The sequence below is a fragment of the Streptomyces sp. NPDC017991 genome, from assembly GCF_044328075.1.
Taxonomy (GTDB): domain Bacteria; phylum Actinomycetota; class Actinomycetes; order Streptomycetales; family Streptomycetaceae; genus Streptomyces.
Genome location: NZ_JBIRGP010000001.1, coordinates 65,277 through 92,189 on the forward strand (window position 1 = coordinate 65,277; position 26,913 = coordinate 92,189).

Below are 26,913 nucleotides of genomic sequence, written 5' to 3' on the forward strand. Positions count from 1 at the left end.
CCGAGGGGCGGCGGGCGGTCCCCCGGGGGCCCGGACAGCACACCGTGCACCGCACATCGGCTGTCCGGGCCCCGTTGCCCCCGCCCACCGGTTCACGCTCCCCGAGGAACGGCGGGCAGCCTGCCCGGACAGCGAGAAGGCCCCCACCTGCCATGAGCGAGCCGACCACCCGAGAACCCGATCCGACCACCCGAGAACCCGTACGCGGCATCTCGCCCCATGCTTCCCGGCTTCCGCGGTCACTGACCAGCGACCCCGACCACCGCGTCACGGTGTCGATCATCAGTGGGCTGGCCGCATGGCGGATGCTCGACCGCGACCACCCCCGGCTGCGGCTGTGGGCCGTGCCCGTCTTCTGTGCCGTCCTCGGACTGCCCTCCCTGCTCAACCCGGCCAACCGCGCCCACCTGCCCGGCGAGATCGTCCTCACCTTCGCGTACACCGTTCCGCTGCTGTGGCGGGAACGACGTCCCGGCCTGGTGTTCGCGATCACCACAGCCGCCTCCGTACTCGCACTGCCGCTGAACGTCCTCAACGGCGCCGACGCGGCCCGGATCGTCGCGCTCTACAACGTCGGCCGCTACGGCACACACCGCAGGCTGGTGATCGCCTGCGCGGTCACCGCCGCCCAACTCGCCGTCTGGGTCGCGGCGTTCTGGGGAAGCGGCCAGCTGCAACACGCCAAGCGCCCGGAAATCGTCACGCTGCTGACCATGCTCGCCGTGACCGCCTGTGCCGGACTGGCCCTCACCGGACGTCTGGCGAAGGCCTACATCGTGGCTCTGGAGACCGAGAGGGACCAGCAGACCCGGCTGGCCGCGGCCTGGGAACGTACCCGCGTCTCCCACGAGATGCACGACATCCTCGGCCACACCCTTGCCGTGATCATCGGCCTGGCCGACGGAGCGGCCGCCCAGGCCAGGTCCCGCTCGGAGAGATCCGCCGACTCCCTCGACCTCATCGGCGACAGCGGCCGCGAGGCCCTCGCGGAACTACGCCGCCTGCTCATCGTGGTCGACAACCCCGCGACACAGCGGGACACCACCCCGCTCGCCCCGCAGCCGACCCTTCAGGACCTGCCCGCGCTGCTCCAGCGCGTCCGCGCCGCCGGGCCCACCGCCGACCTGCACACCGACGGGGACCTGACACCGCTCAGTCCCGGCCTCCAGCTCACCGTCTACCGCATCGTGCAGGAAGCCCTCACCAACACCCTCAAACACGCCGCGGCCGACACCATCGTCTCCGTCGACCTGCGCAGGGACGAGGAATCGGTGCACATCACGGTGGAGGACACCGGCCCGGCCCGCGCGACGGACAGCGAACGGCACGGCAGGCACAGCGGGCAGGGCCTGGTCGGCATGCGCCACCGCGCCGCCCTCTACCAAGGGCGCGTCAGCGTCGGCCCGACCCGTGCCGGCGGCTGGCGGGTCCACACCGTCCTCAGCACCTCCCGCACCCTGCCCAGCGCCGTCACGGAGAAGCCCCGCACATGACCACCGTCCTCATCGTCGACGACCAGACCCTGCAACGACTGGGCTTTCGCATGCTCCTTGAAGCACAGCCGGACATCTCGGTCGTCGGCGAAGCCTCCCAGGGCCAGGAGGCCGTCCGACTGACCGCGGAACTCCGCCCGGACGTCGTCCTGATGGACGTCCGGATGCCCGGCGTCAACGGCATCGAAGCCACCCGCCGCATCGTCGAGTCCGGCGGCCGTTCGCGGGTCCTGGTCCTGACCACCTTCGACCTCGACGAGTACGCCTACGACGCCCTGCGGGCCGGCGCGGCCGGCTTCTTCCTCAAGGACGCACGGCCCGAGGAACTCGTCGTCGGCATCCGGGCGGTGGCGGCCGGTGACAGCGTCATCTCCCCGAGCCTGACGCGCAGACTCATCGACGCCTTCACCACCTCGCGCCCGTCACGGGCGCCCGGCCCCCCTGTCCTCAGCCCCGAACAGCGACGACACCTGGCCGCGCTGACCGAACGCGAACGCGAAGTGCTTGCCGCCATCGCCACAGGTTGGTCCAACACCGAGATAGCCGCCCACCTCCACCTGGCCGAGTCGACGGTCAAATCCCACGTCAGCCGCATCCTGGCCAAGATCGATGTCCGCGACCGCGTACAGGCCGTCATCTTCGCCTACGACGTCGGCTTGGCCCGCCCCCACTGAACTCGCGCAAGCAGGCACCTGAACCCCCGGATGCCGTAGTCCGACACGGCCGCCCCACGGCCCGGGCGCCGCCGACCCCGACCGTTCGAGAACCTCGACCGTTCGACAACCCTCACGGAGCACCCCGCCGCCATGCACCCACACCTCGACCCCGGCACCCACGACGGGCGATCCGTCTCCAGCCCGTTCGCACCTGCTGAGGCGGCGGCGTGAGCACCCTCGCGCAGGAGGCCGCCGTCGCCGCAGCGAGCATCGTCGCCTCGGCCGCCGCACACCGCTACCTCTACCTGCGGCTGGTCAAGGACGTCACAGTGTCCGCCCGGCTGCGCCGCGCGGGCCGGGCCGCGGCGATCGCCCTCACCATCCTGGTCCCCGCAGGTGTCCTCACCGCCCAGTACGCGAACCCCACGCGCATCGCATGGCTGGCCTGGCCGGCCTTCGTCTGGGTCGCCATGGCCGCGCACCTGCTGATGACACTCGTCGTCCTGGAGATCCCCGTACGCCTCATGGCGCGTGCGCTGCGGCGTCGCGCCGGATCCAGCTCCGTGGTTCTCGCGCAGGCTCCTCGGGCGCCGGTCGTCCAGCAGGGCGACTCCGCCGCGGCCCTGGTCACGGGCGACACGAATCCCGGACCTCCTGAGGACGCAGCATTTCGGATGCTGGACCGGCGTCTCGTCCTGACCCGCTCGGTCGCGCTGCTCGCCACCAGTTCTGCCGCGGCCACCACGGGCTACGGCTTTCACCGCGGTCTGGGAGCACCCGACGTGAAAGTCGTGCCCGTGGCTCTGCCCCGACTGCACCCCTCACTCGACGGCATGCGCATCACCATGGCCGGCGACCTCCACCTCGGGCCGTTCTTCGGCCGCGCCCACACCGCTCGTATGGTCCGCATGATCAACGACACGTCGCCCGACCTCGTCGCCATCGTGGGAGATCTCTCCGACGGCAGCGCCGACGACCTGGCCGCCCACGCCGCGCCGCTCACCCGGCTGTCCTCGACCCACGGCGCCTTCTTCGTGACGGGCAACCACGACTACCGCCACGATGTCGACGCCTGGATCGCCACACTCGCCGACTTCCGCGTCACCACGCTGCGCAACACCCGGACACTGATCGAACATCGGGGCGGAGCCATCGACCTCGCTGGCGTCACCGACGTCACGGGCGAACAGAACCACGACGCGCCCGACTACGACAGGGCTCTAGGCGACCGCGACTCCTCCCATCCTGTCGTCCTGCTCGCCCATCAACCCGTACAGGTGCACGAAGCCGCCCGGCACAAAGTCGATCTCCAACTGTCCGGGCACACACACGGCGGAGCCTTCTTCCCCGGCAACCTGCTCGTGCCACTGACCCAGCCCGTCACAGCAGGACTGGCCACCATCGACCACACGCAGCTCTACGTCACCCGCGGAGTCGGAGCATCCCTGCCACCCATCAGAGTCGGAGCGCCACCCGACATCACAGTCATCGAACTGCGCAGGCCATGACGCACGGGGGGGGCGCCGCCGAACCGGAACGGTCCGCCGCGTGGCAGTCGACGAGACCCGGCGTCCGCGGTTGCCACCCCCGTCAGCCCTCAATGGCATCAGCGCTCTATGGCATGTCAGCCGCTGCCGACTGTCCGGTCCTGCATGCCGGAGAGCACCTGTGTGAGTGAAGGCGAACCGAGCACATCGCGTCATTTCGCGCGCACCACTGTGCACCACTGTGCACCACTGTGCACCACTGTGCACACGCGGCGGGGTACGAGCGCAGCGGACCAGTGAGGCGGAGCTCCTCCGGGCGCGTGCCGTCTGGGCCGCCGGTGGTAAACGCTGGCCGACACGAATGACCGGCGGTGTCTGGTGGGTTCGGGCCAAGGCTGGTGCCGTCCGCACGGGATGGCTGATCGTTTCGAGGGTCGGGCTCGTCCGCGCCGTGCGGGCGGCCGGCGCCGACGAAAGGACACCCTTCCGTGCCCACTTTCCAGACCGAGGACATCCCCCACGGCTTCGCCTTCGACGAGGCAGGCAAGGTCATCCATCCCCGCTACGTCCGCATCATCGCCCCGCCCCCGCCGTCGGGAACGGGCTTCGGCTGGAAGCGCGTCTGGCTGACGTTCGCCTCCGATTTCGGTGACGCCAAGGTCCGGGTGGCCGTGTTCAAGAGCGGCACCTGGACCGCCCGGACAGTGGATGTGACCTCCAGCGGCAACAGGGTCGGCTTCGAGATCGAATCCGGTGTCCAGAAGGTGAGCGTGGGCCGGATGAAAACCACCGCCGTCGACCGCAACGAGGACATCCCACTCAGCTGGCTGCTGGAATCACAAGCCTGACGTGGCCGGTGGGTTTCCGGCACTTGCTCAAGTGCCGGAAACCCACCGGCCTGCGGTAACCACAGTGGCCAGCAGACGGCCTGTGGGCTCTCATGGGCGCCAGTGCTTTTGGCCTGGTAACTGGGTAGTCACGTTCTGCGCACGGCGGAAAACGTAGCGGTGAACTCGCTGGTGTCACCTAACGGACCTCGCCGAAGGGGCACAGCCATGCCCCCGGCCGTGCGTGAGACGACGAAAGCTCACATCAGCCGGCCGTGGGTGGCATGGGCGGCGCCGCACTCGACACGACCCCCTCAAACACCCGCGACAGGCGGGCGCGTTGAGCGAGTGTGGCAGAGGACCGCCGGTTAAGAAAATGGATCGACAGACGAGTCCAACAGGCACTGTGATGGCTCCGACCGCCCGCCGCATGGAGCGGGCCCAGCGCAGGAGTTGCTCTTGGAAGCCGGGAGAGCCGCCGCCCCCCGCCCCGCGATCGATGACGCACTGGCCAGGCGCCTGGTCGATACTCAGTTCCCGCAGTGGGCCGATCTGCCTCTCAAGCTGTTCGGCCCGGCCGGTTCGGACCATGTGATCTACCGGCTGGGCCAGGAGCTGTCCGTCCGGCTGCCTCGTCATGAAGGGGCGATTCGACAGGCCGTGAAGGAGTCTGAGTGGCTCCCCAGGCTCGCCCCGCACCTGCCGTTGGCCATCCCGGTACCGGCAGCGGTGGGTGAGCCCGACTTCGGCTATCCGTGGCAGTGGGCGGTGTCCCGCTGGCTGGACGGCGAGGTGGCGACCGCCGAGGCACTGTCCGACTCGTCCCGGGCGGCCGTCCAACTGGCGGAGTTCCTCACCGCTCTTCAGGCATTCGTTCCCGAGGACTTCCCGGCCGAGGACGCTCGCGAGGACCTCACCGGTCGGCCGCTGACCGAACTGGACAGCGCGACGCGGGCCGCTATCGCGGAGGTCGACGGCGCGTTCGACGCCGTGGCCTTGACCGGGCTGTGGGATGCGGTGCTGAGCACCCCCGGACGGGATGGCCCACCGGTCTGGTTCCACGGCGACTTCCACACCGGCAACCTGCTGACCGTCGACGGCCGCCTCAGCGCGGTCATCGACTTCGGCGGGCTCGGCATCGGCGACCCGGCCTGCGACCTGATCATCGCCTTCACTCTGATGTCGGCCGGGCCCCGGGCCACCTTCCGCGCCACGCTGGGGGTCGATGACGCCACCTGGACCCGGGGCCGCGGCTGGGCCCTGGCCACCGGCCTGAACGCCTACACCTCCTACGCCGCCGTCGATCCCCAGGTCGCCGCGCAGACCACCCGCCAGATCACCGAGGCGCTGATCGGCTGATCGGCCGATCTCAGGATGTGTGGGTTCACCGACCCTGTCACCGGCCAGCAGCGTGCGATTCGGACCGTCGTCGCCGCCTCGATGTCATCGGCGTCATCGGTGTGTTCGGCGAGCACGGCCGCTACTGGTCGCCGTCGGTGTGTAACGCCACGACGGTCACAGCCGAGGCAACAGGGGCGACCGGTCCCATCGATACGGCAGACACGGCATACACCGCCACGACGGTCGCAAGGACCGATCAATGCGTACAGACGAATTGGAAACGGATGAAGAGCAACAAGGAACGCGCCGTCCTGGGCACGGAGACGGGGCTGTACCGTTCCCACCGGTGACGTCCCGTCTGATTCCAACCGTCCGAGGCCCCGTGCGACGACTATTTGCCCGCCTCTGGCGGCTCCTGCGCCCCGTTCAGAACCGCATTGTGTGGTCCCTGAACGCCAAGTTCGTGGTCGGCGTGATCGGTGTCGTACGCGACGGCGAGGGCCGGGTCCTGCTGCTCCGGCACCGTATGTGGCCGCCGAACCGCTCATGGGGTCTGCCCAGCGGTTTCGCGCACAAGGGTGAGGACTTCCGGCACACCGTGGTTCGCGAGGTCAAGGAGGAGACCGGTCTCGATGTGGAAGTGGGCCGCCTGGTCATGCTGAACAGTGGCTTCCGCACCCGCATGGAAGTGGCCTACGAGGCACGTCTCCTCGGCGGTGAACTGCGCCTCGATCCTTTCGAGATCCTGGAAGCCCGCTGGTGCCGCCCCGATGACCTACCCCAAGGCATCCAGCCCGTGTGCCTGCCCCTGGTACGCGGCGAGACGATCCCCTGAGCGCGTCGTGGGACGCCGGCATGAACGTAGACGTGTCACTCGACCCCGCTCCGCGACGAGACGGGACGCTTGATCATTTCCTGCTGACAGCGCCAGAGCGACTCCACTGTGCAGAAATCCTGGGAGACGTGCTCGACCGGGTTACGCCTGCGCGTTCTCAGCGCAGGACGCAGGACGCAGGACACAGGACGCAAAGAAAATCTGCGGATGCGCGCACGTGTGACCTGCGTGAGCCTGAAGTCATGACAGATCAGCGCGTACCACCACAGGAAACGCCCCCCGCTGAAGGCTCGATCGCCGAGGCGCACGAGGAACGCGCGGATGGAGGAATGTGGGAACACCCCGGCGTCTGGGTCTGGCTGATCGTTTTCGGCGCCGTGATCGTCGCGGCCTTCTTCATCGCCCGCATTTTCGCTCTCTGACTCCGAGCTTGTTCTGCAACCTTTGAGCCCATCCGTGCTACAGAGCAGCCGTAAATACCTCGTGGTGAGCTGCCAGCCGCCCCTGGATGTGGTCCCAACGCTGCCAACCACCGCGTTCGGACAGCGCCCGGGTGTAAAGGGGATCGCCGCCGCTGCGGACACGGGATCAAGCATGGGAACCCGGTAGCGAGCGGTCATGGCAACGTCCCACACGGCTCGGCCAGGGGCTGCCATGTCGAAATCGATCAAGGCTGCGGCACGGCCGTCGCGGAAAACGACGTTCTACGGGCACACATCGTTGTGCACAGCATCGTTCCTCCGGCAGGGTCGGCCAAGGCTCGGGGCCACTCGGCACATGCGTCAACCGCGATGGCCGAGGCGGCGTCGTGCAGGCGCCGCAGCAGGTTTCCCACCGATCTCAGCGCGGTCTCGGTCATCGCCCAGCTCGGAAACGGTGGCAGAGCGACCTCGCCGGGGATGAAGGTCAGCCGCTCGCGGCCATTCGCGGTGAGATCGACCGGCTTCGGAGCCGCGTCGAACCCGTGCTCTTCGAGCGCGAGGAGATGGGCATGGAGGGCGCGCGCGGTGCGCGGCACCGGGCGTTCCACCAGGGCACCGCGTGGGAATGGCCCACGTCCAGCCCGTCCTGACAGCCATCGCCGTCAACATCGAGCGTCTCAACGCACTGCCACCGGCCGAGGAAGCTCTCCGTACACCGCCGTCCGACTGCGTTGCAGAGCCACCTCGCCGAGACGAGCGTGACTCGGCTTGACTCTGTCCAGGATCTCGCAATAGCCGAGGTCAGCTGCTCAGGGCCCGCCAGGCCCTCTGGCGGGGGCCTTCTGGCATGCCCCCGGGTTACATGGCGCAGCGCGCCTCCCGTAGCCGTGGACCGTCGGTCCGGGTCTAGGAACACGGCCCCAACGGGGTAGCAGAGCGAACAACGGAGTCGTACGTTCGGGCCCAGGCCCACTGGCCCGTCAGGACGTCGTCCGGTTCGCCGGGCGCCGCGGAGAACAGCGGGGTGTCGGGGCAGGCGACGTCGCGGCCTCGGGCGAGAGTGATGTGCGGCTTCCAGCGCCCGGGGGCATGGATCGGATTGAGCCGTCCGCAGGCCGGGGCGTCCCGCAGGGTGCGCCATACCGCTTCGTGCAGGTGGAGCAGGGCTTCGTCGGGCCGGACTGTCCAGGCCAGGACAGGCGTCCGGCTGGCGAACCGCACCGTTCCGTCGAGGCGCAGGGGGACGGGCAGGACCGCGAGGGCGTCCTTGAGCCGGACGCGTACCTCGGGCACGAGCGTGTCGGCCGTGGCGAGGGTGAGGTGGGGACGGTTTGTCGGGTGCCGGTGAGTGGCCTGACTGGGCAGACCGGCATCCGACAGACGGCGCCACACATCGCGTACGGTCCGCTCGGTCGTCACGTCGGGCAGCAGCTCGACAGTCTGCATACGGCCAGCGTACGACGCCGCGAGGTGCGGCTGCGCTGCACAGCACGCCACTGGAACCGGGCGCCCGCCGCAAGCCGACCCGTGCCTTTCTACGTGTACGACATCGCTGACCGGCTGTGCTCCCTGCGGTGCCTCTCCTCGCAGTAGACGGTGTGTCACCGATTCTCGGCTCGTCGCCGACGTCGTAGCTTCCGGTGTGGCCGCGCTTGTTCGACCTGACTGCCGAGCCGGGCATCGCCGGGCACAGGTCGTGCGGCTCGCGCGACGGCATGTGATGCACGCCACGGGGAAGACGCCTCAGCACACCTACGACATGTACGCGCACGGTCAACGGAAAGCGAGGCCCGCGGATGGCTCACTACGGTCAACCTGCCCACCCCTATCCCGGACATCACGCGGACCCCGGGTCCAGGACCGGCAACGGTCTGGCGATCGCGTCATTGGTGCTGGGCATCGCCGGCTGCGTGTTCTTCTGGACAGTCTTCGGGGGCATCCTCCTGGGCCTGGTGGGGCTGGTACTCGGAATCATCGCCGCCCGGCGCGCCCGCGGTGGACGGGCTCCGCACCGGGTCATGGCCATCGTGGGCGCAATCCTGAGCGCTCTCGCGGTCATCGCCTCCTCCGTCATCGTCGCGATCGGGGTCTCCTTCCTGACCTCGGACTCGTTCAAGGACTACAACGACTGCGTTCAGCACGCGGACAACAAGTCCGAACGTGACCAGTGTTCAGACGACTTCGAACGCGACGTCAACGACAACTGACTCTTTGACGGCAGTCCTCAGTGATCCTGGTGACGGTGCGGCCGGAGACGTGCTGGTGCGGGGCGAATGCGGCGGCTGCTGCTGTCGGCAGCCGAAACGAGTCGAACCGAGCCGATCCGTACCCGGCACCGGCCGTCCCGCACTCGCCGGGCGAGGTCGGCCCCAGCCCCGCCGACTGGGGAACTGAGAAGTCGATCTGCGCTGCGAAGAGGGACCAACAGCCCCGCTGGCGCAAGAAAGCGGCGCCCTCGGGGGTCGCCGGGATGGCCTATGGTTCCCGAAGGGCCGTCTGGTCTGCTGAAGAAGGATGTGCTCGTGGCTGGTGGGGGCGTTTCGGACCGTTTGGTCGAGTTGTTGTCCGTGCAGGGGGAGAACCTCGGCGCCAACTGGGCGGACAAGGTCACCGGCAGGCTGGGCGGGCGGGTGAGCCGCGCGGAAGTTCACCAGGAGCTCCAGGAGATCTATACGGCGCTGGTGGCAGCGCTCGGCAGTGGGAGCCTGGACGGGCATGGCGACGCATATGGCGAGATCCGTGCTCTGCTCACCGAGCTGTCGCGCAACCGGGCCCGGCAGGGTTTCACCCCGACCGAGACCGCGGTGAGTGTGTTCGCCCTCAAGGAGGTCCTGGAGCCGTCCTTGTCGGGCAAGGGCGGTGACCTGCAGGCGTATCTGCAGTTCGCCGCGCTGCTGGACACGCTGGGCCTGTTCACCATCGAGGTCTACGCGGCCACGCGGGAGGAGCTGGTGGCGGCGCAGGCCGAGCAGCTTCTGGAGCTGTCGACGCCGGTGGTGAAGCTGTGGGACGGGGTGATCGGTGTCCCGCTGGTCGGGACCCTGGACTCGGCGCGCACGATGGTCGTGATGGAGAAGATGCTCCAGGCGCTGATCGACACGGGTTCCGAGCACGCCATCATCGACATCACGGGTGTCCCGGCGGTGGACACCGAGGTGGCCCAGCACCTGCTGAAGACCGTGGTGGCCGCCCGGCTGATGGGCGCGGAATGCACGATCTCCGGGATCCGCCCGCAGATCGCGCAGACCGTCGTCGCCCTGGGAATCAACTTCGGGGACATCGTCACCAAAGCCACGCTGGCCGATGCGCTGCGGCACGCGCTGCGCCGCTCGGGCGTCACCCTCTCGGCCACGCCGCAGGCGCGTGCCCGATGACTGAGCGCGTCCCGGTCCTGCAGATCGGTCAGGTACTGCTGGTCTCCATCCAGATCGATCTGGACGATCAGTCGGTACTGGCGCTGCAGGACGATCTGGCGGCCAAGGTCGTCGAATCCGGTGCGCACGGGGTGGTCATCGACATCACGGCCCTGGACATCGTGGATTCCTTTGTCGGCCGGATGCTGGCCACGGTCGCCTCGCTCTCGCGTCTGCTGGACGCGCAGACCGTCGTGGTGGGCATGCGCCCCGCGGTGGCCATCACCCTGGTCGAGCTGGGCCTTTCGCTGGGCGGGGTGCGGACCGCGCTGACCCTGGAAAAGGGCCTGAAGGTGCTGGAGCGGGCCCACGTCGCGTCGTGGGGAGCTTCCGGCCCCGCGGGTGCGGTGCCGAATACTGCGGCAGGACGGTGAACGGCGCTCCCGGCGCTCCTCAGCTGTTGGAGATCACTGCCAGCGCGGGGGTCGTACAGGCGCGTCAGCTGGCGCGCGCCCTGGCCCAGGAGTGCCGCTTCTCCCTGGTGGAGCAGACGAAGCTGATCACCGCCGCCAGCGAGCTGGCCCGCAACACACTGATTCACGGCGGCGGTGGCACCATGACGGCCCGTCTGGTGGACGAACGCGGCCGTCGCGGAGTACGCCTCGTTTTCAGCGACGACGGTCCGGGCATCCCTGATGTGGAACTGGCCCTGACCGACGGCTGGACATCTGGCGGCGGCATGGGCCTGGGGCTGTCCGGCTCCAGGCGACTGGTCGATGATTTCGTCCTGGACACCACCCCGAGACAGGGAACCACCGTGACCATCACCAAGTGGGCGCGATGACCGGCCCGGGACTCATACAAGTGGTGGACTGCGAGGACGTGGCCTGGTTCCGTGACGGGTCCGAAGGCGCCCGTGGTGCCGCCGCCGCTCTGGGGCGGCGCATCGGTCTGGGTGAGCAGCGCACTGCGGAGCTGGTACTGGCCGTGACGGAACTGGCCACCAACCTGACCAAGCACGCCATCGACGGCTCTCTGCTGCTGCGCGTCCTGCGCAACGACACCACGGCCGGGGTGGAAGTGGTAGCCGTGGACGCGGGCCCGGGAATGGCGGACGTACCGGCAGCACTGCGGGACGGCATGTCGACGCTCGGCAGCCTGGGCATCGGCCTGGGGGCGATCCATCGGCTGGCCGATTCCCTGCACATACACTCCCGACCCGGTCTGGGCACAGTGCAGCTCGCCCGGTTCTGGCCCCGTCCTGTGCATCCCCGCGTGGCCGGAGAACCCCCCGTGGGAGGCATCACCCGGCCGATCAGCGGCGAGGAGGTCTGCGGCGATGCCTGGGCCGCGCGAACAGACAACGGCGTAGCTGCGCCGCCGGCCCCGACAGAGAAGGCCGGCGACCCATATTCGTCGGCCACCGGCGCCCCCGACTGGGCTGCCCTGACCGGAATTCGACCGCCTGCAGCGCAGACCCGGACGGCCTTGGGGCACAACACTTCCCTGCGTGCGGAGAGAACGGGGCGTCCCGCGCCCGTACGTGCCTCTGTCGCCGGCCCGGGCGCTGGCATGCTGGTCATGTCCTGTGACGGGCTGGGCCACGGTCCGATGGCCGCCGCAGCAGCGCAAGCCGCTGTCCGTGCTTTCAGGACAGGGACGGCCCGCACCCCCGAGCAGGTGATGGAGCAGGTGCACCGGGCGCTCCGCGGCACCCGCGGCGCGGCAGTGGCCATCGCCCGCCTGGAGCCCGATGGCCGCCTGTTGTTCTGCGGTGTCGGGAACATCACCGCCGCACTGGTCACCCGCACCTCCCGCACCACGCTGCTTTCCCACCCGGGCATCACGGGCCACCAGATGCACCAACTGCGCGTCTACGAGCACCACTTGCCCGCCGACGCCGTCCTGGTGATGCACTCCGACGGTCTCAGCGACCGCTGGAGCCACACGGATCTGGCAGGACTGCTGCACCACCCGCCAGCCCTGATCGCCACCGCGCTGATGCGCCAGACCGGGACCCGTCGCGACGACGCCAGTGCGGTGATCGCCAAGTCGCCCCGGTGAACTCATACGGGGTCAGGAGGCGGTGGCGCGTACGGCGGTCGTGGCCAGGGTGGTGTAGTTCATTGTGAAGCGTCCGCCCAGGGAGTCGATGGCGCTCCCGACCGCGTCCAGTATCCGGACCAGCTGGTCGGGGCGGAGTTGGGTGAGGCCGCCGGTGGTGGGTAGCAGGTCCAGCCATTGGTCGCGCGTGTAGGACTGCTCCCAGTCGAACTGCCACTGTTCGGGTGCGTTGAACTGTCCGGTTTCGCGGATCTTGTCGGCGAACTTCGCGTATCCCGCCTGGTAGAAATCCAGCGGACGTCGAGCCGGTTGGCCGTTGAGCGGGGAGCCGGGCGCCGCCAGCCGGTAAGCAGCGGCGAACGGTTCGGCCACCTCGACCGGCGGCTCGTACGCGTGCCCGAAAATCGCCAGCAGCCCACCTGGGCGCAGTACACGGGCCGCCTTCACCACGCCGGCGACCGGGTCCACCCAGTGCCAGGACTGGGCGGCGACGACCGCGTCGAATGTCCGGCCGGCCGGCTGCCAGGCTTCGAAGGTCGCCACCTCGACCCGCAGGCCACGGGCTCGCGCGAAGTCGGCCATCCGCGCATCGGGCTCGATGCCGAGCACGGTGCGGCCGGCGGCCTGGAACTGGCGGGCCGCGATGCCGGTGCCGCAGCCGACGTCGAGCACGTCAGGCCCGGGGCTCGCGGCGACGATCCGCGAGATCAGGGTATCGGGGTAGCCGGGCCGGGCCTGGTCGTAGCGTTGCGCGTCCACGCCGAACGACTCGGCCATCCGCCGGACGTCGTGCGGCTGCGCCGGGGATGATTCAGGTTGCTCTCGCGGTAAAGTGGGCATGCGCCCACCTTAGTGGGCACATGCCCACTGGGCAACGGCCGCCCGCGGGATGAAGTACGAGAGGATCTGTGAATGCCGACTGGAGTGCACCTTCGCGACGCCCGGCAGCAACTGTTCGACGCTGCGGAACGTGTGCTGCTTCAGGACGGGCCGAACGGGCTGACCAGCCGGGCCGTCACCGACGAGGCGGGCTGCGCCAAGGGCGTCCTGCACCGGCACTTCTCCGACTTCGACGCCTTCCTCACCGACCTCGTGCTCGACCGGGCCTCGCAGCTTGAGACGCAGGCGGGTGCACTGCGCGGGTCCGCCGGCACCGGCACGGTGGCCGGCAACCTCACCAGCGCGCTGACCACCCTGTTCGGACCGATCCCGGTGGCGATCATCCCGCTCATCACCTTCCGGGATGAACTGCGAGCACGGCTGCGGCAGGCCAGGCCCGGAGGCGGCATCGCGATCCTTGCCGAGGCCTCGACCGCGATCTCCGCCTATCTGGCCGACGAGCGTGAACTGGGCCGCATCGCGGCCGACGCCGACATCGACTCCCTCACCCTCTCACTCGTCGGTGGCGGGCATCTCCTGTTCACGGACCGCGGCCCCGGCCCACCGGACACGGCAGTCGTCAGCAAGCTCGTGACGGCGGTCATCGCCGACGTCGTACAACGACGACCGACTTAGGAACGACATACTCCAGCCGGCCGTCTCGGGGCGCGTCGAACCATGAGCCCCGTGCGGGTAGCCGTGTCCGACTCCGGGGTCCTTCGGAGACCTTGATCCGGGCTGTCGGAGCACGCTTATGATTCGCCGTCACGCCGACTAATGAGGTCCCGCTGGTAGACCTGCGGGCCAGGTCCGACTACGCCGTGTCGGTCGACGGAGAGTTGGTTGGTTCGGTCTGTCGCTCGGCTGTGCGCCTGTTGGAGGGCCTTTGTTCTGGGAGGACTGGTCTCTGTCTCCTGGAGCAAACGCCCCCTCACGTGTCCTGAGGCAGCCCGGTCAGGCGGAGGCGCTCCGGACCGCTTCGCGGATGAGGTCCGCGACCTTCTTGGGGTGCGCGAGCATGACCAGGTGGGACGAGTCGACCTCGGTCGTGGTCATGCCGGCGCGCTCGTAGCCGAAGCGCTCGACGTCGGGGTTGATGGTGTGGTCCGAGGACGACACCAGGCCCCAGGACGGCTTGGTCTTCCAGGCCGCGGCCGTGGCCGCCTCTGCGAAGGCCGCGCCGGCCAGCGGACGCTGGGAGACGGCGAGCACCCGGGCCAGGTCCGGGTCCACGTCGGCGGCGAAGATGGCGGGGAACTTGTCGGGCTCGACGGTCACATCCGTGCCGGGCTCGTCCGAGCCCTCGACCGGGAACGACGTGTACACCAGGGCCGAGGCCAGGTCGGAGTCGGGGAAGCGGCCCTGCAGCTCGCCGAGGCTCTCGCCCTCCTCCAGGGCGTAACCGGCCAGGAAGACCAGGGCCTTCACGTTGTCCTCGACGCCCGCGACGGTGATGACGGCACCGCCGTAGGAGTGCCCCACCAGGACGACGGGGCCGGGGATGGCGCGTACGACCGAGGCGATGTAGGCGGCGTCACCGGTCAGGCTGCGGTTGGGCACGGCCGGGGCGAGCACCTTCAGGCCGTCGGCCAGCAGCTCGGGGACGACCCGGGCGAAGCTGGACGCGTCGGCGAAGGCCCCGTGCACCAGGACGACGGTGGGCGTGGAGTCGGTCATGGAGTTCCTTGTCGGTCGTGTGCGGTCGTGGTCGGGCGTGTGCGGTCTGAGATGCCTCGGGCGCGAGTGGCCGTCGTGCGGCGCGGACGGTTCGTTCGGGGTGAACGCCGTCGCCCGGGTCAGACCGCGTACAGGGCCGCGCGGAGCGTGCGTACGGCCAGGGAGATGGCGGTGTCGGCGGCGTGGGTCTCGCGCAGGGCGTTGAGCATCACGAAGTCGTGGATGACGCCCTGGAAGCGGACCGCGGTGACGGGCACGCCGGCCTCGCGCAGCTTGTTGGCGTAGGCCTCGCCCTCGTCGCGCAGGACGTCGGCCTCACCGGTGACGACGAGGGCCGGCGGCAGACCCGTGAGCTGCTCGGTGGTGGCCCGCAGCGGGGAGGCCGTGATCTCGGCGCGCTGCTTCTCGTCGGTCGTGTACTGGTCCCAGAACCACTGCATGCCGTCACGGCGCAGGAAGTAGCCGGTGGCGAACTGGCGGTAGGAGTTGGTGTCGAAGCTCGCGTCGGTCACCGGGTAGAACAGCACCTGCTGGACCAGCGGGACACCGCCGCGCTCCTTCGCCATCAGGGTGAGGGCGGCGGCCATGTTGCCGCCGACCGAGTCACCCGTCACCGCGATCCGGGTGGCGTCCAGGCCCTTGGTCGCGCCCTGCTCCACGACCCAGCGCGCCACGGTCCAGTTCTGCTCGATGGCGACGGGGTAGCGGGCCTCGGGCGAGAGGTCGTACTCGGGGAAGACGACCGCGGCGTCGGCGCCGACGGCGAGTTCGCGCACCAGGCGGTCGTGGGTGTGGGCGTTGCCGAAGACCCAGCCGGCACCGTGGATGTAGATGATGACCGGCAGGGGGCCCGTGGCGCCGGCGGGCTTGACGATGCGTGCCCGGACGGTGCCCGTGGGGCCGCCCGACACCGTGATCCACTCCTCGTCGATCGCCGGCTTGGCGATCTCGCCGGACTGCACCTCGTCGACGGCCTTGCGGCCGTCCGCGGGGGCGAGGTCGAAGAGGTAGGGCGGGTTGGCGGTGGCCTCGGCGAAGGCCGCGGCGGCGGGTTCGAGCACGGGCTCGACGGGTGTGAAGGCTTCGGACATGCGCGTCTCCTGGGACTGCGAGGGGCACCCCGGTCGGTCCGGCGCCCTTGAGGCCACCGTAGAAGTGCGGTGCGCCGGGCAGTTGTCCCCGAGTGCACTCCTGTCGTCCCCGGAGTGCGTTGTTCGTGTGCGAACGCTGTGCCCCGCGCCCCGCGCCCCGTGCGCTGTGCGCTGTGGGGTCGGCGCCTGTGCGCGCACGGGACACTCCGCCGCTCGGACCGGTCCTAACGTGACGGCTCGGCGGGCGACAGCCCCGCCTGGACCCACTCGGGAGCACCATGAACGCCACCACCACCGACTCCCCCTGGGCGCCGCTCGCGGCACGTGTCTTCCGGGCGCTGTGGATCGCCCAGCTGGTCTCCAACATCGGCACCTGGATGCAGACGGTGGGCGCACAGTGGCTCCTCGTCGGGGACAGTGCCGCGCTGATGACGCTGGTACAGACGGCCGCCGGCCTGCCCGTCGTCCTGCTGGCACTGCCCTCCGGGGTGATCGCCGACCGGTTCGACCGGCGTGTGGTGCTGGTGACCGCGCAGTTCGCGATGCTGGCGGTATCCGGGGCGCTGGCCGTACTCGCGTTCCTGGACGCGCTCTCGCCGACGGTCCTGCTGCTCCTGACGTTTCTGCTGGGCTGCGGTACCGCGCTGATGGGCCCGGCCTGGCAGGCGATCCAGCCCGAGTTGGTGGCGCGGGAGCGGCTCGGTCAGGCGGCGGCGCTCGGCGCGGTGAACATGAACCTCGCCCGCGCCGTGGGCCCGGCGCTCGGTGGGGCGGTGGTCGCGGCGGCGGGCGCCGGCTGGGTCTTCGCCTTCAACGCCGCGTCCTATCTGGGCATCGCGACCGTCCTGCTGCTGTGGCGGCGCCCCGCCGTGGCGACCGCACCGCCCGCCACGAACGTAGGGCTGCTGGCCGCCCTGTACGCAGGCCGCCGTTACGTCTGGAACGCACCCGGCATCCGCCGCGTCCTGCTGCGCACGCTGCTGTTCATCCCCGGCGGCGCCGCCTTGTGGGCCCTGCTGCCGCTGACCGCGAGCCGCTCGCTCGGCCTCGGCTCCGGCGGCTACGGACTGCTTCTCGCGGCGGTGGGCGTGGGTGCGGTGGGCGGAGCCTTCCTGCTGCCCCGGGCCCATCGCCTGCTTGGCGCCAACGGCACCCTCGCGGTCGGCGCCCTGCTGTTCGCCGGGGTGCTCACGGTGCTCGCCACGGTCCGCACCCCGTGGGTGGTCGCGCTCGCCCTGCTTCCCGCGGGCCTCGCCTGGATCGCGGTCCTGTCCACGCTGAACGCGGCCGTGCAGACCCGGCTCCCCGGCTGGGTCAGGGCCCGCGGCCTCTCCGTCTACCTCCTGGTCTTCCAGGGCGGACAGGCTCTGGCCGCCCCCCTGTGGGGCACGGTCGCCGACTGGCTCGGGCTGAGCGCCTGTCTGCTGATCGCCGGCGCCACGATGCTGCTGAGCGCGGCCAGCGTACGGCGGTGGCCGCTGCGGGACGCCGAAGGCATCAACCCCATGCCGTCCGACCACTGGCCGGCCCCTCCCCTGGTGTTCGCGCCCGAAGAGGCCGACGGCCCGACAGGCCCGGTCCTGGTCTCCGTCGTCTACCGGGTCCCGTCGGAGCACTGGGCCGAGTTCACGGACCGGATGCACCGCGTGGCCCGCTCCCGGCGCCGTACCGGAGCCCTGTCATGGGGCCTCTACCAGGACGGCCACGTCCCGCAGCGGTTCGTCGAGAACTACCTGGTCTCCTCCTGGGCCGAGCACCTGGACCAGCACCACGTCCGGCTGACGGCCACCGACCGCCGGTTCGAGGAGGAGGCCCGGGCGCTGCTCACCCCGGACAGCACGCCCGAGGTGACGCACGCCTTCGACACCTCGGCGGGACCACCGGTACGGCCCTGATCCCCCCGAGCGCGAACCCAGGGCTGCAACCCAGGGCGGGAATCGAGGGCGGGCATCGAGGGCGGGAAGGTCAGAAGCTCTCGGATTCGGGGACGACGTGCATCGCCGCCTCCTCCGCCGAGGCCCCGGCGCCGTCCAGGCCACGGTCGGAGGCGAACAGGTCGGACTCGGTGACCTCGTGCGTTCCCTCGTCCGGCGCGAGGAGCCGTCCGGCACGGGCGTCGCCGACCTCCTCGTCGAGGAGTTCGCCGTCCGTGTCCGGGGTGTCGCCGAGATCGTCGCCCTCCGGGACCCCGATGTCCGGTACTTCCTCGGCCAGACGCTCGTCCAGGGTCTCCCCGCGTCGTGCCTCCGCCGCCGTCACGCCCGTGTGCTCCACGGCCCAAGGGCGCTCCGGCGGCGAATAGCCCTCGTCCAGGGCTTCCGTGCCGGCCCGGTAGTCCAGGGTGTCCGAAGCGTCCAGCAGACCCGCGTCGTCCTGCACCTCCGAACCGTCCGGCTGGTAGACCTCGTCACCCATCGTCTCGTCACTCATGTGCGCTCCATCGTTGTCGGGGTCGTTCGGTTCGATCCGGCCGTCGTCCGGAAAGGGTAGAGGTCGTAGGCGTAGGCGTAGGCGTAGTGGTGGTCGGATCGCCGGCTGGGTCGGCGGTGTCAGTCCGCCCGGACCGCGCCCGCCGCCCTGCGCCACTGCGCCGGTGACATCCCGTACATGTCGCGGAACGCCCGGCTGAAGTGGGAAGGGCTGGTGAACCCCCAGCGGGCGGCCACCTCGGCCACGGGACGATGGGCCGTCGCGGGGTGGACGAGTTCCCCGTGGGCCGCTTCCAGTCGCCGGGTACGTACCCAGGTGCCCACGGTCGTGTCGTGCCGCTGGAAGAGCTGGTGCAGATAGCGCAGCGAGATGCCGTGCTGGGCGGCGATGGTCCGAGGGCCGAGGCCCGGCTCGCCCAGCCGGGTGCGGACGGACTCGGTGATGCGTTCCCACAGGTCCGCCGGTTCGGGCGGCCGTCCGGTCTGTTCGAGGGCCACGGTCGCCAGGATGTCCACGACGGTACGGGCGAGTTGCTCACGCCGAGCATGGCCGGCCCGTGCGACCTCGTCGACGAGTGCGTCGAGCAGCGGCAGCAGCAGGCCGGCCGCGCCCTCCGCCCTCTCGTCCACCACCGTGGCCGTAAGGGCGTGCAGTTGCCGTTCCTCCAGGCGCAGCAGGGCCCGGGGCACCATGAGGATCCGCGCCCGCTGCCGCTCGGGGAGCACGATCCGAAAGGGCCGCCGGGCGTCGAGGAAGGCCAGGTCGCCTGGGCGGAGTTCGGCGGTGCGGCCGTCCTGGAGCAGTCGTGCTGTGCCCTCCAGCTGGCGGCGGACCAGGAGGTGGGTCCGCGGGTCGGCGGCCACCGAACGGGCCCCGCGCAGAACCGTTCCGGGGCCGAACGCCTGGGTGGCGATCTGGAGCACGCCGAGTCGGTCGGCGCTCAGTTCGCCGTCCCACGGACGGTCCTGCTCCACGGTGACCTCGACGTCCACGAAGGTCCGCGAGAGGGCGCGCTGCCAGGAGGGGAGACGGTCGCCGGGCACCAGGTCCCGGGTGGAGCAGGACACCCAGGGGGCGTGGCCGGTCAGCAAGACGCCGCTCCCGCCCATACCCGGTCCCGCCATTCCGACGGTGACAGCCCGAAGGAGTTACGGAAGGCCTTGCCGAGCCCGGCCGGGCCGGTGAACCCCCAGCGCCGGGCGACCTGGCCCAGGGTGACGGAGCCCGGCGGCCGGGCGGCGAGCTCCTTGCGGCACTCCTGCAGTCGCTGTTCGCGGATCCACCGGCTCACGGTGCTGTCCTCGGCCTCGAACAGCCGGTGCAGACAGCGGACCGAGATGCCGTGCGCCCCGGCGATGACGGACGGGGTCAGTCCGGGGTCCGACAGGTGCCAGCGGATGTAGGTCCGAACGCGCAGCAGCAGGACGCCGTCGGCGCCCGGCACTTCGGCGGGGTCCGCCCCCAGCTGGTCCGCCGCGGTCGCCGCCATCAGGGCGATGACGCTCTCGGCCAGCCGGTCGGCTGTCGGCGTCGCATACGACGCGGCGGTGTCCGCCAGCCGGTCCAGCATCGGCCCGAGCAGGGCGGGGAGCCCGCCACTCGGGCGTACCGAACGGCCGGTGAGCTGCCGCAGGCCCGTGTCGGGAAGTTGCAGCAGCGCGCGCGGGACCGCGAAGATCTTCATCCGGAAGCGTTCCGGGTAGACGGTGTGGAAGGGGCGGACGGTCTCAAAGAACCCGATGTCCCCGGTCCGCAGTTCCGTGGTGCGGCCGTCCTGTTCGACCTGGGCCCGGCCGGCACCCTGAACGGCCACGAAGACCTGCCGTCCGTCGCCGCGGGCGATGGAACGCGGTGTCCGGTGGACGTGGCCGGGGTCGCACTCCACCGTCGTGATCTGCAGGTTTCCCAGGTGGTCCGTCCGCATGGTGGCGTCGTACGTACGGCCTTCCGTGGTGATGTCCATCCCCACCAGAGTGTCGAGCACGGCGTCGTGCCAGTAGTCCAGGCTCTCGCTCGGCGCGACCGAGCGGGTGGTCAGCACGGTGCTTCGCCCACTCACCGGAACGGCCGGGTGCGGGCGTCTCTCCTCGTGGGAGTCGATCGCGGTTGGCATGCCGTCAGCATGTCGTGGCGGTACCGGTCCACGCATCAGTCGGCCGACTGCTCTGCGGCCGTCGGGCCGCGCAACACCTGGAAGGCGCAGGCTGGGATCGGTCATTGCAGTGCCGACCTCTCTCCGCGCACGCGCACGCGGAGACAAGCGCACGCGGAGACACTCGCAGGCGAAGAGTCGGTCGTCGCAGTGCTCGTCGTCGTGAACGACGCCCACGCGGAGACCGGCCGCCGCGGTGCTGGTCATTTCGTACGCGTACGCAAGAAGGCGCAGCCGGTCAGGATCGCCGTCCGGGTGGGCTCGCTGTCTGCCAGGGCGTGCAGCGCCACGAAGTCGTGGATCGTGCCGAGGAATCGCAGGGACGCCGCCTCGACCCCGGCCTCGGACAGCCGGCGCGCGTACTGTTCGCCCTCGTCGCGGGCCACGTCTGCCTCGGCGGTGACGACCAGGGCCGGCGGCAACCCCGCCAGATCCTCCGTGCGCGCCCGCAGCGGTGCCGCGGTGGGTTCGCTCCGCCGCGTGGGGTCGGCGACGTACCGCGCCCAGTAGGCGCGCAGGGCCTGGCGTGTGAGGAGGTAGCCGGTGGCGAACTGCCGTTGTGAGGCGCTGTCGCAGCGGGCGTCGGTGAGCGGGTAGTAGAGCAACTGCGCGCCGATCCGCGGACCGTTGCGGTTCTTCGCCAGCATGGTCACGGCGGCCGCCAGCGTGGCCCCGGCGCAGTCCCCCGCCACCGCCAGCCGGTCCGGGTCCAGCGCGAGCTCGCCGGCCCGGGAGACCGCCCAGGTCAACAGGGAGTAGCACTCCTCCAGGGCCACCGGGTAGCGGGCCTCGGGGGCGCGGCTGTACTCCGGGACCACGGCGCACATCCCCGCGCCGGTGACGAGTTCGCTGATGAGACGGGCGTGGGTCTGGGCGTCGCCGAGCGCCCATCGGCCGCCGTGCAGATACAGGAGGGCCGGCAGCGGGCCGGACACCCCGGCCGGGCGGACGGTCCAGAAGCCGAGCAGCCCGGACGGGCCGACCGGTGCCACGCGGAAGACCGCCTCCACGTCGAAGTCCTCGAACCGGTCGGGCTGGGCCTCCCGCAGGGCCCGCCGCGCCGTGTCCGGGCCGAGGTCGTCGAGGGCGGGCGGGGTGGCGGAGGCGGTGATCAGGCGCTGCACCACATGGTCGAGGGTCACGGCCGTGCCCGGTTCTCCGGGTCTCATGGGCTCTCCTCCGACCGTTCGGCCGCCACTGTCACCGGTCCTGTACCAGGTCACGGAGCTGATGACGGCTGCTGATGCCGAGCTTGGGATACACGTTGTACAGATGCGAGCCTACGGTGCGTGGCGAGAGGAAGAGCCGCTCCCCGATCTCACGGTTCGACAGACCGCGTGCGGCGAACTGGACGATCTGCCGCTGTTGTGCCGTCAGCTCCTGCAGCGGACCCGCGCCTTCGGGGGCCGGCGCGGCACCGCTGGCGCGCAGTTCGATCCGGGCGGCGGTTGCGAGGGCGCCGGCGCCGAGGCGTTCCGCGGTCTCCAGCACCGAGGTCAGCTGTCGGCGCGCCTCCAGGGTCCGGCGCCGACGGCGCAGCCGGATGGCGTAGTCGAGGCGGACTTGACCACGCTCCCACGGCCACCGGCCGCCCCCGTGGTTGACGAGCGCGAGCTGGAAGTGCTCCTCGGCCTCGCCGTCCGGGCCGACCATGGCGGCGGCGTGGTGCATGAGCAGGGTCATCCTGGTGCTCGGGCGCTCCCCCTGTTCCGCACGGACCCGCTCCAGAACCGGCAGGGTTTCGGCGGACCGTCCGGTGCGCTGTGCGGCGACCGCGAGTTCGGCGATGCTCCGCGCGGACAGGTGGGGGTGCAGAGGCGCTCCGTCGGCGGTGAACAGTTCGCGCAGGTGCCGCCAGGCTCCTTCCACGTCTCCCTGCGCGAGGGCGGCGAGTCCGCGGGCGCGCAGCAGGCGGGCGTGGGTGGCCCGGTTCTCGTCCAGGGAGACGGCACGCCAGACGGCGGGGGTGAGCCCGGGTGCCTCCGCGGAGGTTCCGCGCAGCGCCCGGACGGTCAGGGCCTGCGCCTCCAGGTCGGCCTGGAGACGGGGCAGGCGCAGTACGTTCGCCTCGGTCAGGGCGTCCTGAATGACGGTTTCGGTCTCCGGGAACCGCCCGATGGCCAGGAGGGTGTCGATGAGAGGGAGAACCGACCAGCCGCGCAGCCCGAAGGCTCGGGCGGCCCGCAGCCGGTCGTCGGCGGTACGCGACTGCCCCAGGTCCACGTCCGCCTCGTCCGCGTGGCGGGCCACCGCGGCGAGGACCGCCCGGGCGACCGGCCCGTCGGGTCCGGATGGCGGGGCCTCCGGTCCGGCGGGCGGCAGGCCTGGGGCGGCGGGCGGTTGGCCGGGTACGGCGGGTGGCAGGCCGGGTACGGCCGGCGGGGCTCCGTGCGGGCGGCCGAGGCCGGAGTGCGAGCCGGTGGCGGACTGCGGCCGGGCCACCACGGTGACCAGCGCCTCCAGTGCCCGCCACGCATGCGGTGTGTCCAGGCGGAGCAGTGGGCCGGCCGCGGTGGGGTGCCACCGCTCGGCCCCTCGGGCCTGGCGGGCGCGGTCGAGCAGTGTGGACAGGGCCGCCGTGTGCTCCGGCAGACCGGACTGCTCGGCGATGGCCGCCGCCAGGCCCGCGAGTGCGAGCGCGTGGCTCCGATGGATCAGGGGGAGGTGTTCCGCGACGTCGGCCAGCACTTCGAAGGCCTCGCGCTGAGCGGACTCCTGGGAGAGGACGGAGGCCAGGGCGCCTGCCGCGACACAGACGAGTTCCGGATCGGCTCCCGGGTCGACTTCCGGGTCAACTTCCGGATGGGATCTCGGCTGGGCTCCCGGATGGGCTCCCGGGTCGGCGGACTCCTGGACGAGCCGTCCGTGCAGCTCCCGTACCCAGCCGGGATCACCCACCATGTGCGCCGCCGTCAGGGCCTCGGCCAGCCGGCGTGCCCGTTTCGACCGTTGTGGGCTGAGCCTGGCCGCCTGCTCCAGAGCGTGGGCGGCCGCCACCGCGTCCCCGCGCCGCCAGGCGGAGTCCGCCAGCAGGGCGGCGACGAACGCGTTGGGTCCCACGGCGGTGGCGGCCAGGTGGCGGGCCCTGGCCTCGGGCAGTACGGCGATCTTGGCGAGGTCACGGTGTGCCTGCTGGCGTTCGCCGGCCGAGTGCCGCAGATACGCGGCCGATCGCGCCAGCGGGTGCCGGAAGTCGAGCCGGTCCTCGACCACGACGACCAGAGCGGCGGCCTCCGCCGGTGCCCACACCGCGAGGTCGTCGGTGCCCAGGGCGGCCATGACGGCGCCGACGGTCTCGCCGGGCCCGGCGGCCGACGCGTACAGCAGGGCCCGGCGTGTCCGCGCGGGAAGCGCGTCGAGCCGTATGCCGAAGACGTGCTCCGTGGGCGGGTGTCGCGTCACTCCGGTGGGCCCCGGCGCACCACGGCTCAGTTCCACGAGGGCCAGCGGACTGCCCTCGGCCTCCGCCAGGATCTCCAGCCGGTGTCGGCCCGTGGGCGCCGACGGCTGCCTGTCGAGGAGCGCGGCGGCCGGGGCGTCGCTCAGCGGGCCCAGTCGCAGGGTCTCGGAGCCGGGCGGCGGGCCGGGCAGGTCCGCCTCGTGGCGTGCGGCAAGCAGCACTGTCAGCGCGCGGCCGGGCAGCAGCCGGGCCGCGGTGAACAGCGCCTCCAGGAAGGTGCGGTCGCACAGGTCGGCGTCGTCCACGCACACCAGCACCGGCCGGGACCCGGCGAGCCGGTCCAGCAACGCCGTCACGGCCGCGTGCAGTTCGGCCCTGTTCCCGCCGTCCGCTCCCGGCCCGGCCGTCAGCACCCGTTGCTGCGCGGCGGGCAGCGCGGCCAGCTCGCCGCGTACCTGCGGTGTCAGCAACTGTCCGAGACAGGCTTGCGCGTGCCCCGGGTCCTCGGCCCAGCCCTGCGCGGACAGCACCAGTACGCCGTCGGCGGCGGCCCGTTCCCCGACGTGCCGGAGCACGGTCGTCCGCCCGATCCCCTCGTCGCCGAGGAGCAGCAGGGTCTGAGGAGTGCCGGGCTCGCGTGTCACGCATCGCAGGATCCGCGCGATCTCACCGTCCCGGCCCAGGACGGTGGCCTCGTGGCCGGTCATGGGCTGCTGGGGCGGGTGGACCGTCATGCACGTACTCCCGGGGCGGTGCGTTTTCCCTGACCAGGGGATTGTCGCCGAGTCGGGGACGTAACCGCTTCTGTCACATGACTGGTCGCCAGGCCAGGTGACGAGCCGGTTCCGGACCGCTGCGGGCGGCCTCCACTGTGCCGTCGGCGACCTGGAGCCCGGCATGCCGGGCCAGGTGACGAGGAACCAGGTGAGCCAGAGAGTGGGGATGAGCCCTGCGATCCTCATAGGGGTGGGCGTTGCGATCCTGTGGCTGATCCTGCACGGAACGATCAGAGGCGTGGCGATGACCTGTGCAAGCCGGCTGCAGCCTGGCGTGGGCACACCACCGGGTCATCCCTCGCCAGGTCATCGACCGTCTGGGAGCACTGAGCCATGTCGGGACTACGCGGACAGGGCGCCGCTGTCGTGGACGACGGCGCCGCCGATCACCGTGGCGCCGACGGACAGGGTGTCGATCCGCTGCGGGTCGACGGTCAGCAGGTCGTCCGAGAGGACGGCGAAATCCGCCAGCATGCCGCGGGAGAGGCGGCCCTTGCGGTCGTCGGCGTGTTCGGCGTAGGCGGAGCCCACGGTGTAGGCGTACAGGGCCTGTTCGGGGGTGACCGCTTCGGCGGGGGCCAGTGGGGCGCCGCCCGCGGTGCGGCGGTTGACCATGTCGTGGATGCCGAGCAGCGGGCTGCCGTGCGCGACCGGGGCGTCGCTGCTGCCGGGGAGGACGGCTCCGGCGTCCAGGAGGCTGCGCATGCGGTAGCAGAGTTCGGCGCGTTCGGGGCCCAGTGCGGTGATCATGCCGTCGCCGATCTCGGAGACGAAGCGTCCCTGCGGTACGGGGATGACGCCGTTGTCCACCAGACGGCGGACCTGTTTGTCGGAAGCGACGGCGAAGTGCTCGATACGGTGGCGCGCGTCCCGGCGCGGGTGGGCGGCCTGCGCGGCTTCGAAGGCGTCCAGGACGACGTCGATGGCGGCGTCCCCGATGGCGTGGGCGGCGATCTGCCAGCCGCACCGGTGCGCCTCGGCGATGGTGCGGTGCAGCCATCGCTCGTCGAACTGGAGGAAGCCGACGTTCTCGGGTTCGTCGTGGTAGCCGCAGCACATGTGCGCCGAGCGGCCGATGAGCGAGCCGTCAGTGGCTATCTTGGTGGCGCCGATCTTCAGACGGTCGTCGCCGAATCCGCTGCGCAGGCCCAGGTCGAGCCCGAACCAGGTGTCACCGTCACCGACGGCCCCCAGGTCGTGCAGGACGGTCATGTAGGGCATGACGGTGGTACGGATGCTCAGTGCGCCTTCCTGTACGGCCCGGTGGAAGGCGTGCAGGTCGGCCGGGCCGTGCCCGACGTGTTCGGCGGCGGCGATCCCCGGTTCGGTGAGGCTGGTGATGCCCTCGCTCACGCCCTGGTCGTTGCCGGCCCTGATGGCGGCGACGACCGAGTCGACGGGCGAGGGGCGGAACGCCCGGGTCACCAGGTGCTGGGCGGTCTCCTGGAGCAGGCCGACCGCCCTGCCGTCCGGGTCGCGTCCGATGTGGCCGCCGTCGATGTCGGGGACACCGAGCCGGTCGGTGAAGCCGGCGCGGGTGAAGGCCGCGGTGTTGCCCACGCCCATGTGGCAGGAGACGTGCTCCAGCCACACGGGGCGCCCCTGAGCCGCTTCGTCCAGGGCTTCGGCCGTGGGGTGGGCGCCGATCTTGTTCTGGTCGTAACCGGCGCCGAAGAGCCATTCGTCGGGGCCCAGCCGCGCCGCCCTTTCGCGGACCGCGGCGTAGAGGGCGTCGAGGGTGGGGACGGTCCGCGCGTGCAGGTCGAGTTCGAGGAGGCGGCGGCCACGCATGCTCAGGTGCTGGTGGGCGTCGTTGAAACCGGGCACCACCGGGGCGCCGCGCAGGTCGTGGACGTGGTCGGCGGTGCATCCGGCGATTTCTTCGTCGAGGCCGACGACACGGCCCCCGAAGACCCCGAGGGTGTGTGCGGTGGGCCGGTCCGTGTCGAGTGTGGTGAAGCGGCCGTTGGTGAACAGTGCGTCCAAGTGCATGACTGGGTCCTAGCAAGGGAGGTTCGAGTGTGCGGCCG

Annotated in this window: 24 protein-coding genes and 1 pseudogene; 14 read left to right on the top strand and 11 right to left on the bottom strand. The window is 71.0% G+C overall.

Annotated features, from left to right (window positions below; genetic code table 11):
• The first annotated feature begins 152 nt into the window (after window positions 1-152).
• From ACH4DZ_RS00330 to ACH4DZ_RS00360, 7 genes are all read left to right on the top strand, one after another.
• A complete protein-coding gene (locus ACH4DZ_RS00330; protein ID WP_398284620.1) occupies window positions 153-1,493 on the top strand; it encodes a sensor histidine kinase in 1,341 nt (446 codons plus the stop codon).
• Complete coding sequence (locus ACH4DZ_RS00335) at window positions 1,490-2,167, top strand: response regulator (RefSeq protein WP_398284621.1); 678 nt, start codon at window positions 1,490-1,492, stop codon at window positions 2,165-2,167. The genes ACH4DZ_RS00330 and ACH4DZ_RS00335 overlap by 4 nt, the downstream gene beginning before the upstream one ends.
• Window positions 2,168-2,376: 209 nt before the next feature.
• Window positions 2,377-3,657, top strand: a complete 1,281-nt coding sequence (locus ACH4DZ_RS00340; RefSeq protein ID WP_398284622.1) for a metallophosphoesterase — start codon at window positions 2,377-2,379, stop codon at window positions 3,655-3,657.
• Between the two features lie 467 nt (window positions 3,658-4,124).
• On the top strand, window positions 4,125-4,484 hold the full coding sequence (locus tag ACH4DZ_RS00345; RefSeq protein WP_398284623.1) for a hypothetical protein: 360 nt from the start codon (window positions 4,125-4,127) through the stop codon (window positions 4,482-4,484).
• Between the two features lie 438 nt (window positions 4,485-4,922).
• The gene (locus ACH4DZ_RS00350; RefSeq protein ID WP_398284624.1) at window positions 4,923-5,822 is read left to right on the top strand and encodes an aminoglycoside phosphotransferase family protein; all 900 of its coding nucleotides are present in this window, start codon (window positions 4,923-4,925) and stop codon (window positions 5,820-5,822) included.
• Between the two features lie 364 nt (window positions 5,823-6,186).
• Window positions 6,187-6,639: an NUDIX hydrolase gene (locus ACH4DZ_RS00355; protein WP_398284625.1), complete on the top strand. Its 453-nt coding sequence runs from the start codon at window positions 6,187-6,189 to the stop codon at window positions 6,637-6,639.
• A gap of 242 nt (window positions 6,640-6,881) precedes the next feature.
• Window positions 6,882-7,061: a DUF6480 family protein gene (locus ACH4DZ_RS00360; RefSeq protein ID WP_398284626.1), complete on the top strand. Its 180-nt coding sequence runs from the start codon at window positions 6,882-6,884 to the stop codon at window positions 7,059-7,061.
• Window positions 7,062-7,098: 37 nt separating this feature from the next.
• On the opposite strand, the pseudogene ACH4DZ_RS00365 reads toward ACH4DZ_RS00360, so the two are convergent.
• Window positions 7,099-7,714 (bottom strand): annotated as a pseudogene (locus ACH4DZ_RS00365) (phosphotransferase).
• 253 nt (window positions 7,715-7,967) lie between these two features.
• Entirely contained in the window at window positions 7,968-8,507 is a 540-nt protein-coding gene (locus tag ACH4DZ_RS00370) for a 2'-5' RNA ligase family protein (protein ID WP_398284627.1), read from the bottom strand.
• A 350-nt stretch (window positions 8,508-8,857) separates the two neighbouring features.
• Between ACH4DZ_RS00370 and ACH4DZ_RS00375 the strand changes: the two genes are divergently transcribed.
• From ACH4DZ_RS00375 to ACH4DZ_RS00395, 5 genes are all read left to right on the top strand, one after another.
• Window positions 8,858-9,268, top strand: coding sequence for a DUF4190 domain-containing protein (locus ACH4DZ_RS00375; RefSeq protein ID WP_398284628.1), 411 nt, complete (start codon window positions 8,858-8,860; stop codon window positions 9,266-9,268).
• Between the two features lie 315 nt (window positions 9,269-9,583).
• The gene (locus tag ACH4DZ_RS00380; RefSeq protein ID WP_398284629.1) at window positions 9,584-10,435 is read left to right on the top strand and encodes an STAS domain-containing protein; all 852 of its coding nucleotides are present in this window, start codon (window positions 9,584-9,586) and stop codon (window positions 10,433-10,435) included.
• Window positions 10,432-10,848, top strand: a complete 417-nt coding sequence (locus ACH4DZ_RS00385) for an STAS domain-containing protein (protein WP_398284630.1) — start codon at window positions 10,432-10,434, stop codon at window positions 10,846-10,848. Before ACH4DZ_RS00380 ends, ACH4DZ_RS00385 begins: the two co-directional genes overlap by 4 nt.
• 26 nt (window positions 10,849-10,874) lie before the next feature.
• Window positions 10,875-11,258 carry an anti-sigma regulatory factor gene (locus ACH4DZ_RS00390; RefSeq protein ID WP_398284631.1) on the top strand — a complete coding sequence of 128 codons (384 nt, stop codon included), beginning with the start codon at window positions 10,875-10,877 and terminating at the stop codon, window positions 11,256-11,258.
• Complete coding sequence (locus tag ACH4DZ_RS00395; protein WP_398285431.1) at window positions 11,255-12,478, top strand: ATP-binding SpoIIE family protein phosphatase; 1,224 nt, start codon at window positions 11,255-11,257, stop codon at window positions 12,476-12,478. The genes ACH4DZ_RS00390 and ACH4DZ_RS00395 overlap by 4 nt, the downstream gene beginning before the upstream one ends.
• 12 nt (window positions 12,479-12,490) lie before the next feature.
• Here ACH4DZ_RS00395 and ACH4DZ_RS00400 read toward each other — a convergent pair whose 3' ends face one another.
• Entirely contained in the window at window positions 12,491-13,318 is an 828-nt protein-coding gene (locus ACH4DZ_RS00400) for a class I SAM-dependent methyltransferase (RefSeq protein ID WP_398284632.1), read from the bottom strand.
• A 72-nt stretch (window positions 13,319-13,390) separates the two neighbouring features.
• Here ACH4DZ_RS00400 and ACH4DZ_RS00405 point away from each other — a divergent pair, with 72 nt between their 5' ends.
• On the top strand, window positions 13,391-13,993 hold the full coding sequence (locus tag ACH4DZ_RS00405) for a TetR/AcrR family transcriptional regulator (protein ID WP_398284633.1): 603 nt from the start codon (window positions 13,391-13,393) through the stop codon (window positions 13,991-13,993).
• A 318-nt stretch (window positions 13,994-14,311) separates the two neighbouring features.
• Here the strand turns inward: ACH4DZ_RS00405 and ACH4DZ_RS00410 are convergent, their stop codons facing one another.
• Both ACH4DZ_RS00410 and ACH4DZ_RS00415 read right to left on the bottom strand, forming a co-directional pair.
• Complete coding sequence (locus ACH4DZ_RS00410; protein WP_398284634.1) at window positions 14,312-15,034, bottom strand: alpha/beta fold hydrolase; 723 nt, start codon at window positions 15,032-15,034, stop codon at window positions 14,312-14,314.
• Window positions 15,035-15,153: 119 nt separating this feature from the next.
• Window positions 15,154-16,125, bottom strand: coding sequence for an alpha/beta hydrolase (locus tag ACH4DZ_RS00415; protein ID WP_398284635.1), 972 nt, complete (start codon window positions 16,123-16,125; stop codon window positions 15,154-15,156).
• Between the two features lie 278 nt (window positions 16,126-16,403).
• Between ACH4DZ_RS00415 and ACH4DZ_RS00420 the strand changes: the two genes are divergently transcribed.
• Window positions 16,404-18,020, top strand: coding sequence for an MFS transporter (locus tag ACH4DZ_RS00420; protein WP_398284636.1), 1,617 nt, complete (start codon window positions 16,404-16,406; stop codon window positions 18,018-18,020).
• Between the two features lie 70 nt (window positions 18,021-18,090).
• Here the strand turns inward: ACH4DZ_RS00420 and ACH4DZ_RS00425 are convergent, their stop codons facing one another.
• The 6 genes from ACH4DZ_RS00425 to ACH4DZ_RS00450 all read right to left on the bottom strand — a co-directional run bounded on the left by ACH4DZ_RS00425 (window position 18,091) and on the right by ACH4DZ_RS00450 (window position 26,875).
• Window positions 18,091-18,555, bottom strand: a complete 465-nt coding sequence (locus tag ACH4DZ_RS00425) for a DUF5709 domain-containing protein (RefSeq protein WP_398284637.1) — start codon at window positions 18,553-18,555, stop codon at window positions 18,091-18,093.
• Between the two features lie 119 nt (window positions 18,556-18,674).
• Window positions 18,675-19,646: a helix-turn-helix domain-containing protein gene (locus ACH4DZ_RS00430; RefSeq protein ID WP_398284638.1), complete on the bottom strand. Its 972-nt coding sequence runs from the start codon at window positions 19,644-19,646 to the stop codon at window positions 18,675-18,677.
• Complete coding sequence (locus tag ACH4DZ_RS00435; RefSeq protein WP_398284639.1) at window positions 19,640-20,668, bottom strand: helix-turn-helix domain-containing protein; 1,029 nt, start codon at window positions 20,666-20,668, stop codon at window positions 19,640-19,642. Before ACH4DZ_RS00435 ends, ACH4DZ_RS00430 begins: the two co-directional genes overlap by 7 nt.
• Before the next feature lie 242 nt (window positions 20,669-20,910).
• Window positions 20,911-21,876 (bottom strand): alpha/beta hydrolase, encoded by a 966-nt coding sequence (locus ACH4DZ_RS00440; RefSeq protein WP_398284640.1) that lies wholly within the window; start codon window positions 21,874-21,876, stop codon window positions 20,911-20,913.
• A gap of 31 nt (window positions 21,877-21,907) precedes the next feature.
• Entirely contained in the window at window positions 21,908-24,841 is a 2,934-nt protein-coding gene (locus ACH4DZ_RS00445) for an AAA family ATPase (protein WP_398284641.1), read from the bottom strand.
• Window positions 24,842-25,225: 384 nt separating this feature from the next.
• On the bottom strand, window positions 25,226-26,875 hold the full coding sequence (locus ACH4DZ_RS00450) for an amidohydrolase (RefSeq protein ID WP_398284642.1): 1,650 nt from the start codon (window positions 26,873-26,875) through the stop codon (window positions 25,226-25,228).
• Window positions 26,876-26,913 lie beyond the last annotated feature (38 nt).

Bases quoted from the DNA above. Each gene is read 5' to 3' on its own strand.
- ACH4DZ_RS00330 (WP_398284620.1), top strand. From the start codon at position 153: ATGAGCGAGCCGACCACCCGAGAACCCGATCCGACCACCCGAGAACCC.
- ACH4DZ_RS00335 (WP_398284621.1), top strand. From the start codon at position 1,490: ATGACCACCGTCCTCATCGTCGACGACCAGACCCTGCAACGACTGGGC.
- ACH4DZ_RS00360 (WP_398284626.1), top strand. From the start codon at position 6,882: ATGACAGATCAGCGCGTACCACCACAGGAAACGCCCCCCGCTGAAGGC.
- ACH4DZ_RS00370 (WP_398284627.1), bottom strand. From the start codon at position 8,507: ATGCAGACTGTCGAGCTGCTGCCCGACGTGACGACCGAGCGGACCGTA.
- ACH4DZ_RS00375 (WP_398284628.1), top strand. From the start codon at position 8,858: ATGGCTCACTACGGTCAACCTGCCCACCCCTATCCCGGACATCACGCG.
- ACH4DZ_RS00385 (WP_398284630.1), top strand. From the start codon at position 10,432: ATGACTGAGCGCGTCCCGGTCCTGCAGATCGGTCAGGTACTGCTGGTC.
- ACH4DZ_RS00395 (WP_398285431.1), top strand. From the start codon at position 11,255: ATGACCGGCCCGGGACTCATACAAGTGGTGGACTGCGAGGACGTGGCC.
- ACH4DZ_RS00400 (WP_398284632.1), bottom strand. From the start codon at position 13,318: ATGCCCACTTTACCGCGAGAGCAACCTGAATCATCCCCGGCGCAGCCG.
- ACH4DZ_RS00405 (WP_398284633.1), top strand. From the start codon at position 13,391: ATGCCGACTGGAGTGCACCTTCGCGACGCCCGGCAGCAACTGTTCGAC.
- ACH4DZ_RS00410 (WP_398284634.1), bottom strand. From the start codon at position 15,034: ATGACCGACTCCACGCCCACCGTCGTCCTGGTGCACGGGGCCTTCGCC.
- ACH4DZ_RS00415 (WP_398284635.1), bottom strand. From the start codon at position 16,125: ATGTCCGAAGCCTTCACACCCGTCGAGCCCGTGCTCGAACCCGCCGCC.
- ACH4DZ_RS00420 (WP_398284636.1), top strand. From the start codon at position 16,404: ATGAACGCCACCACCACCGACTCCCCCTGGGCGCCGCTCGCGGCACGT.
- ACH4DZ_RS00425 (WP_398284637.1), bottom strand. From the start codon at position 18,555: ATGAGTGACGAGACGATGGGTGACGAGGTCTACCAGCCGGACGGTTCG.
- ACH4DZ_RS00435 (WP_398284639.1), bottom strand. From the start codon at position 20,668: ATGCCAACCGCGATCGACTCCCACGAGGAGAGACGCCCGCACCCGGCC.
- ACH4DZ_RS00440 (WP_398284640.1), bottom strand. From the start codon at position 21,876: ATGAGACCCGGAGAACCGGGCACGGCCGTGACCCTCGACCATGTGGTG.
- ACH4DZ_RS00445 (WP_398284641.1), bottom strand. From the start codon at position 24,841: ATGACGGTCCACCCGCCCCAGCAGCCCATGACCGGCCACGAGGCCACC.
- ACH4DZ_RS00450 (WP_398284642.1), bottom strand. From the start codon at position 26,875: ATGCACTTGGACGCACTGTTCACCAACGGCCGCTTCACCACACTCGAC.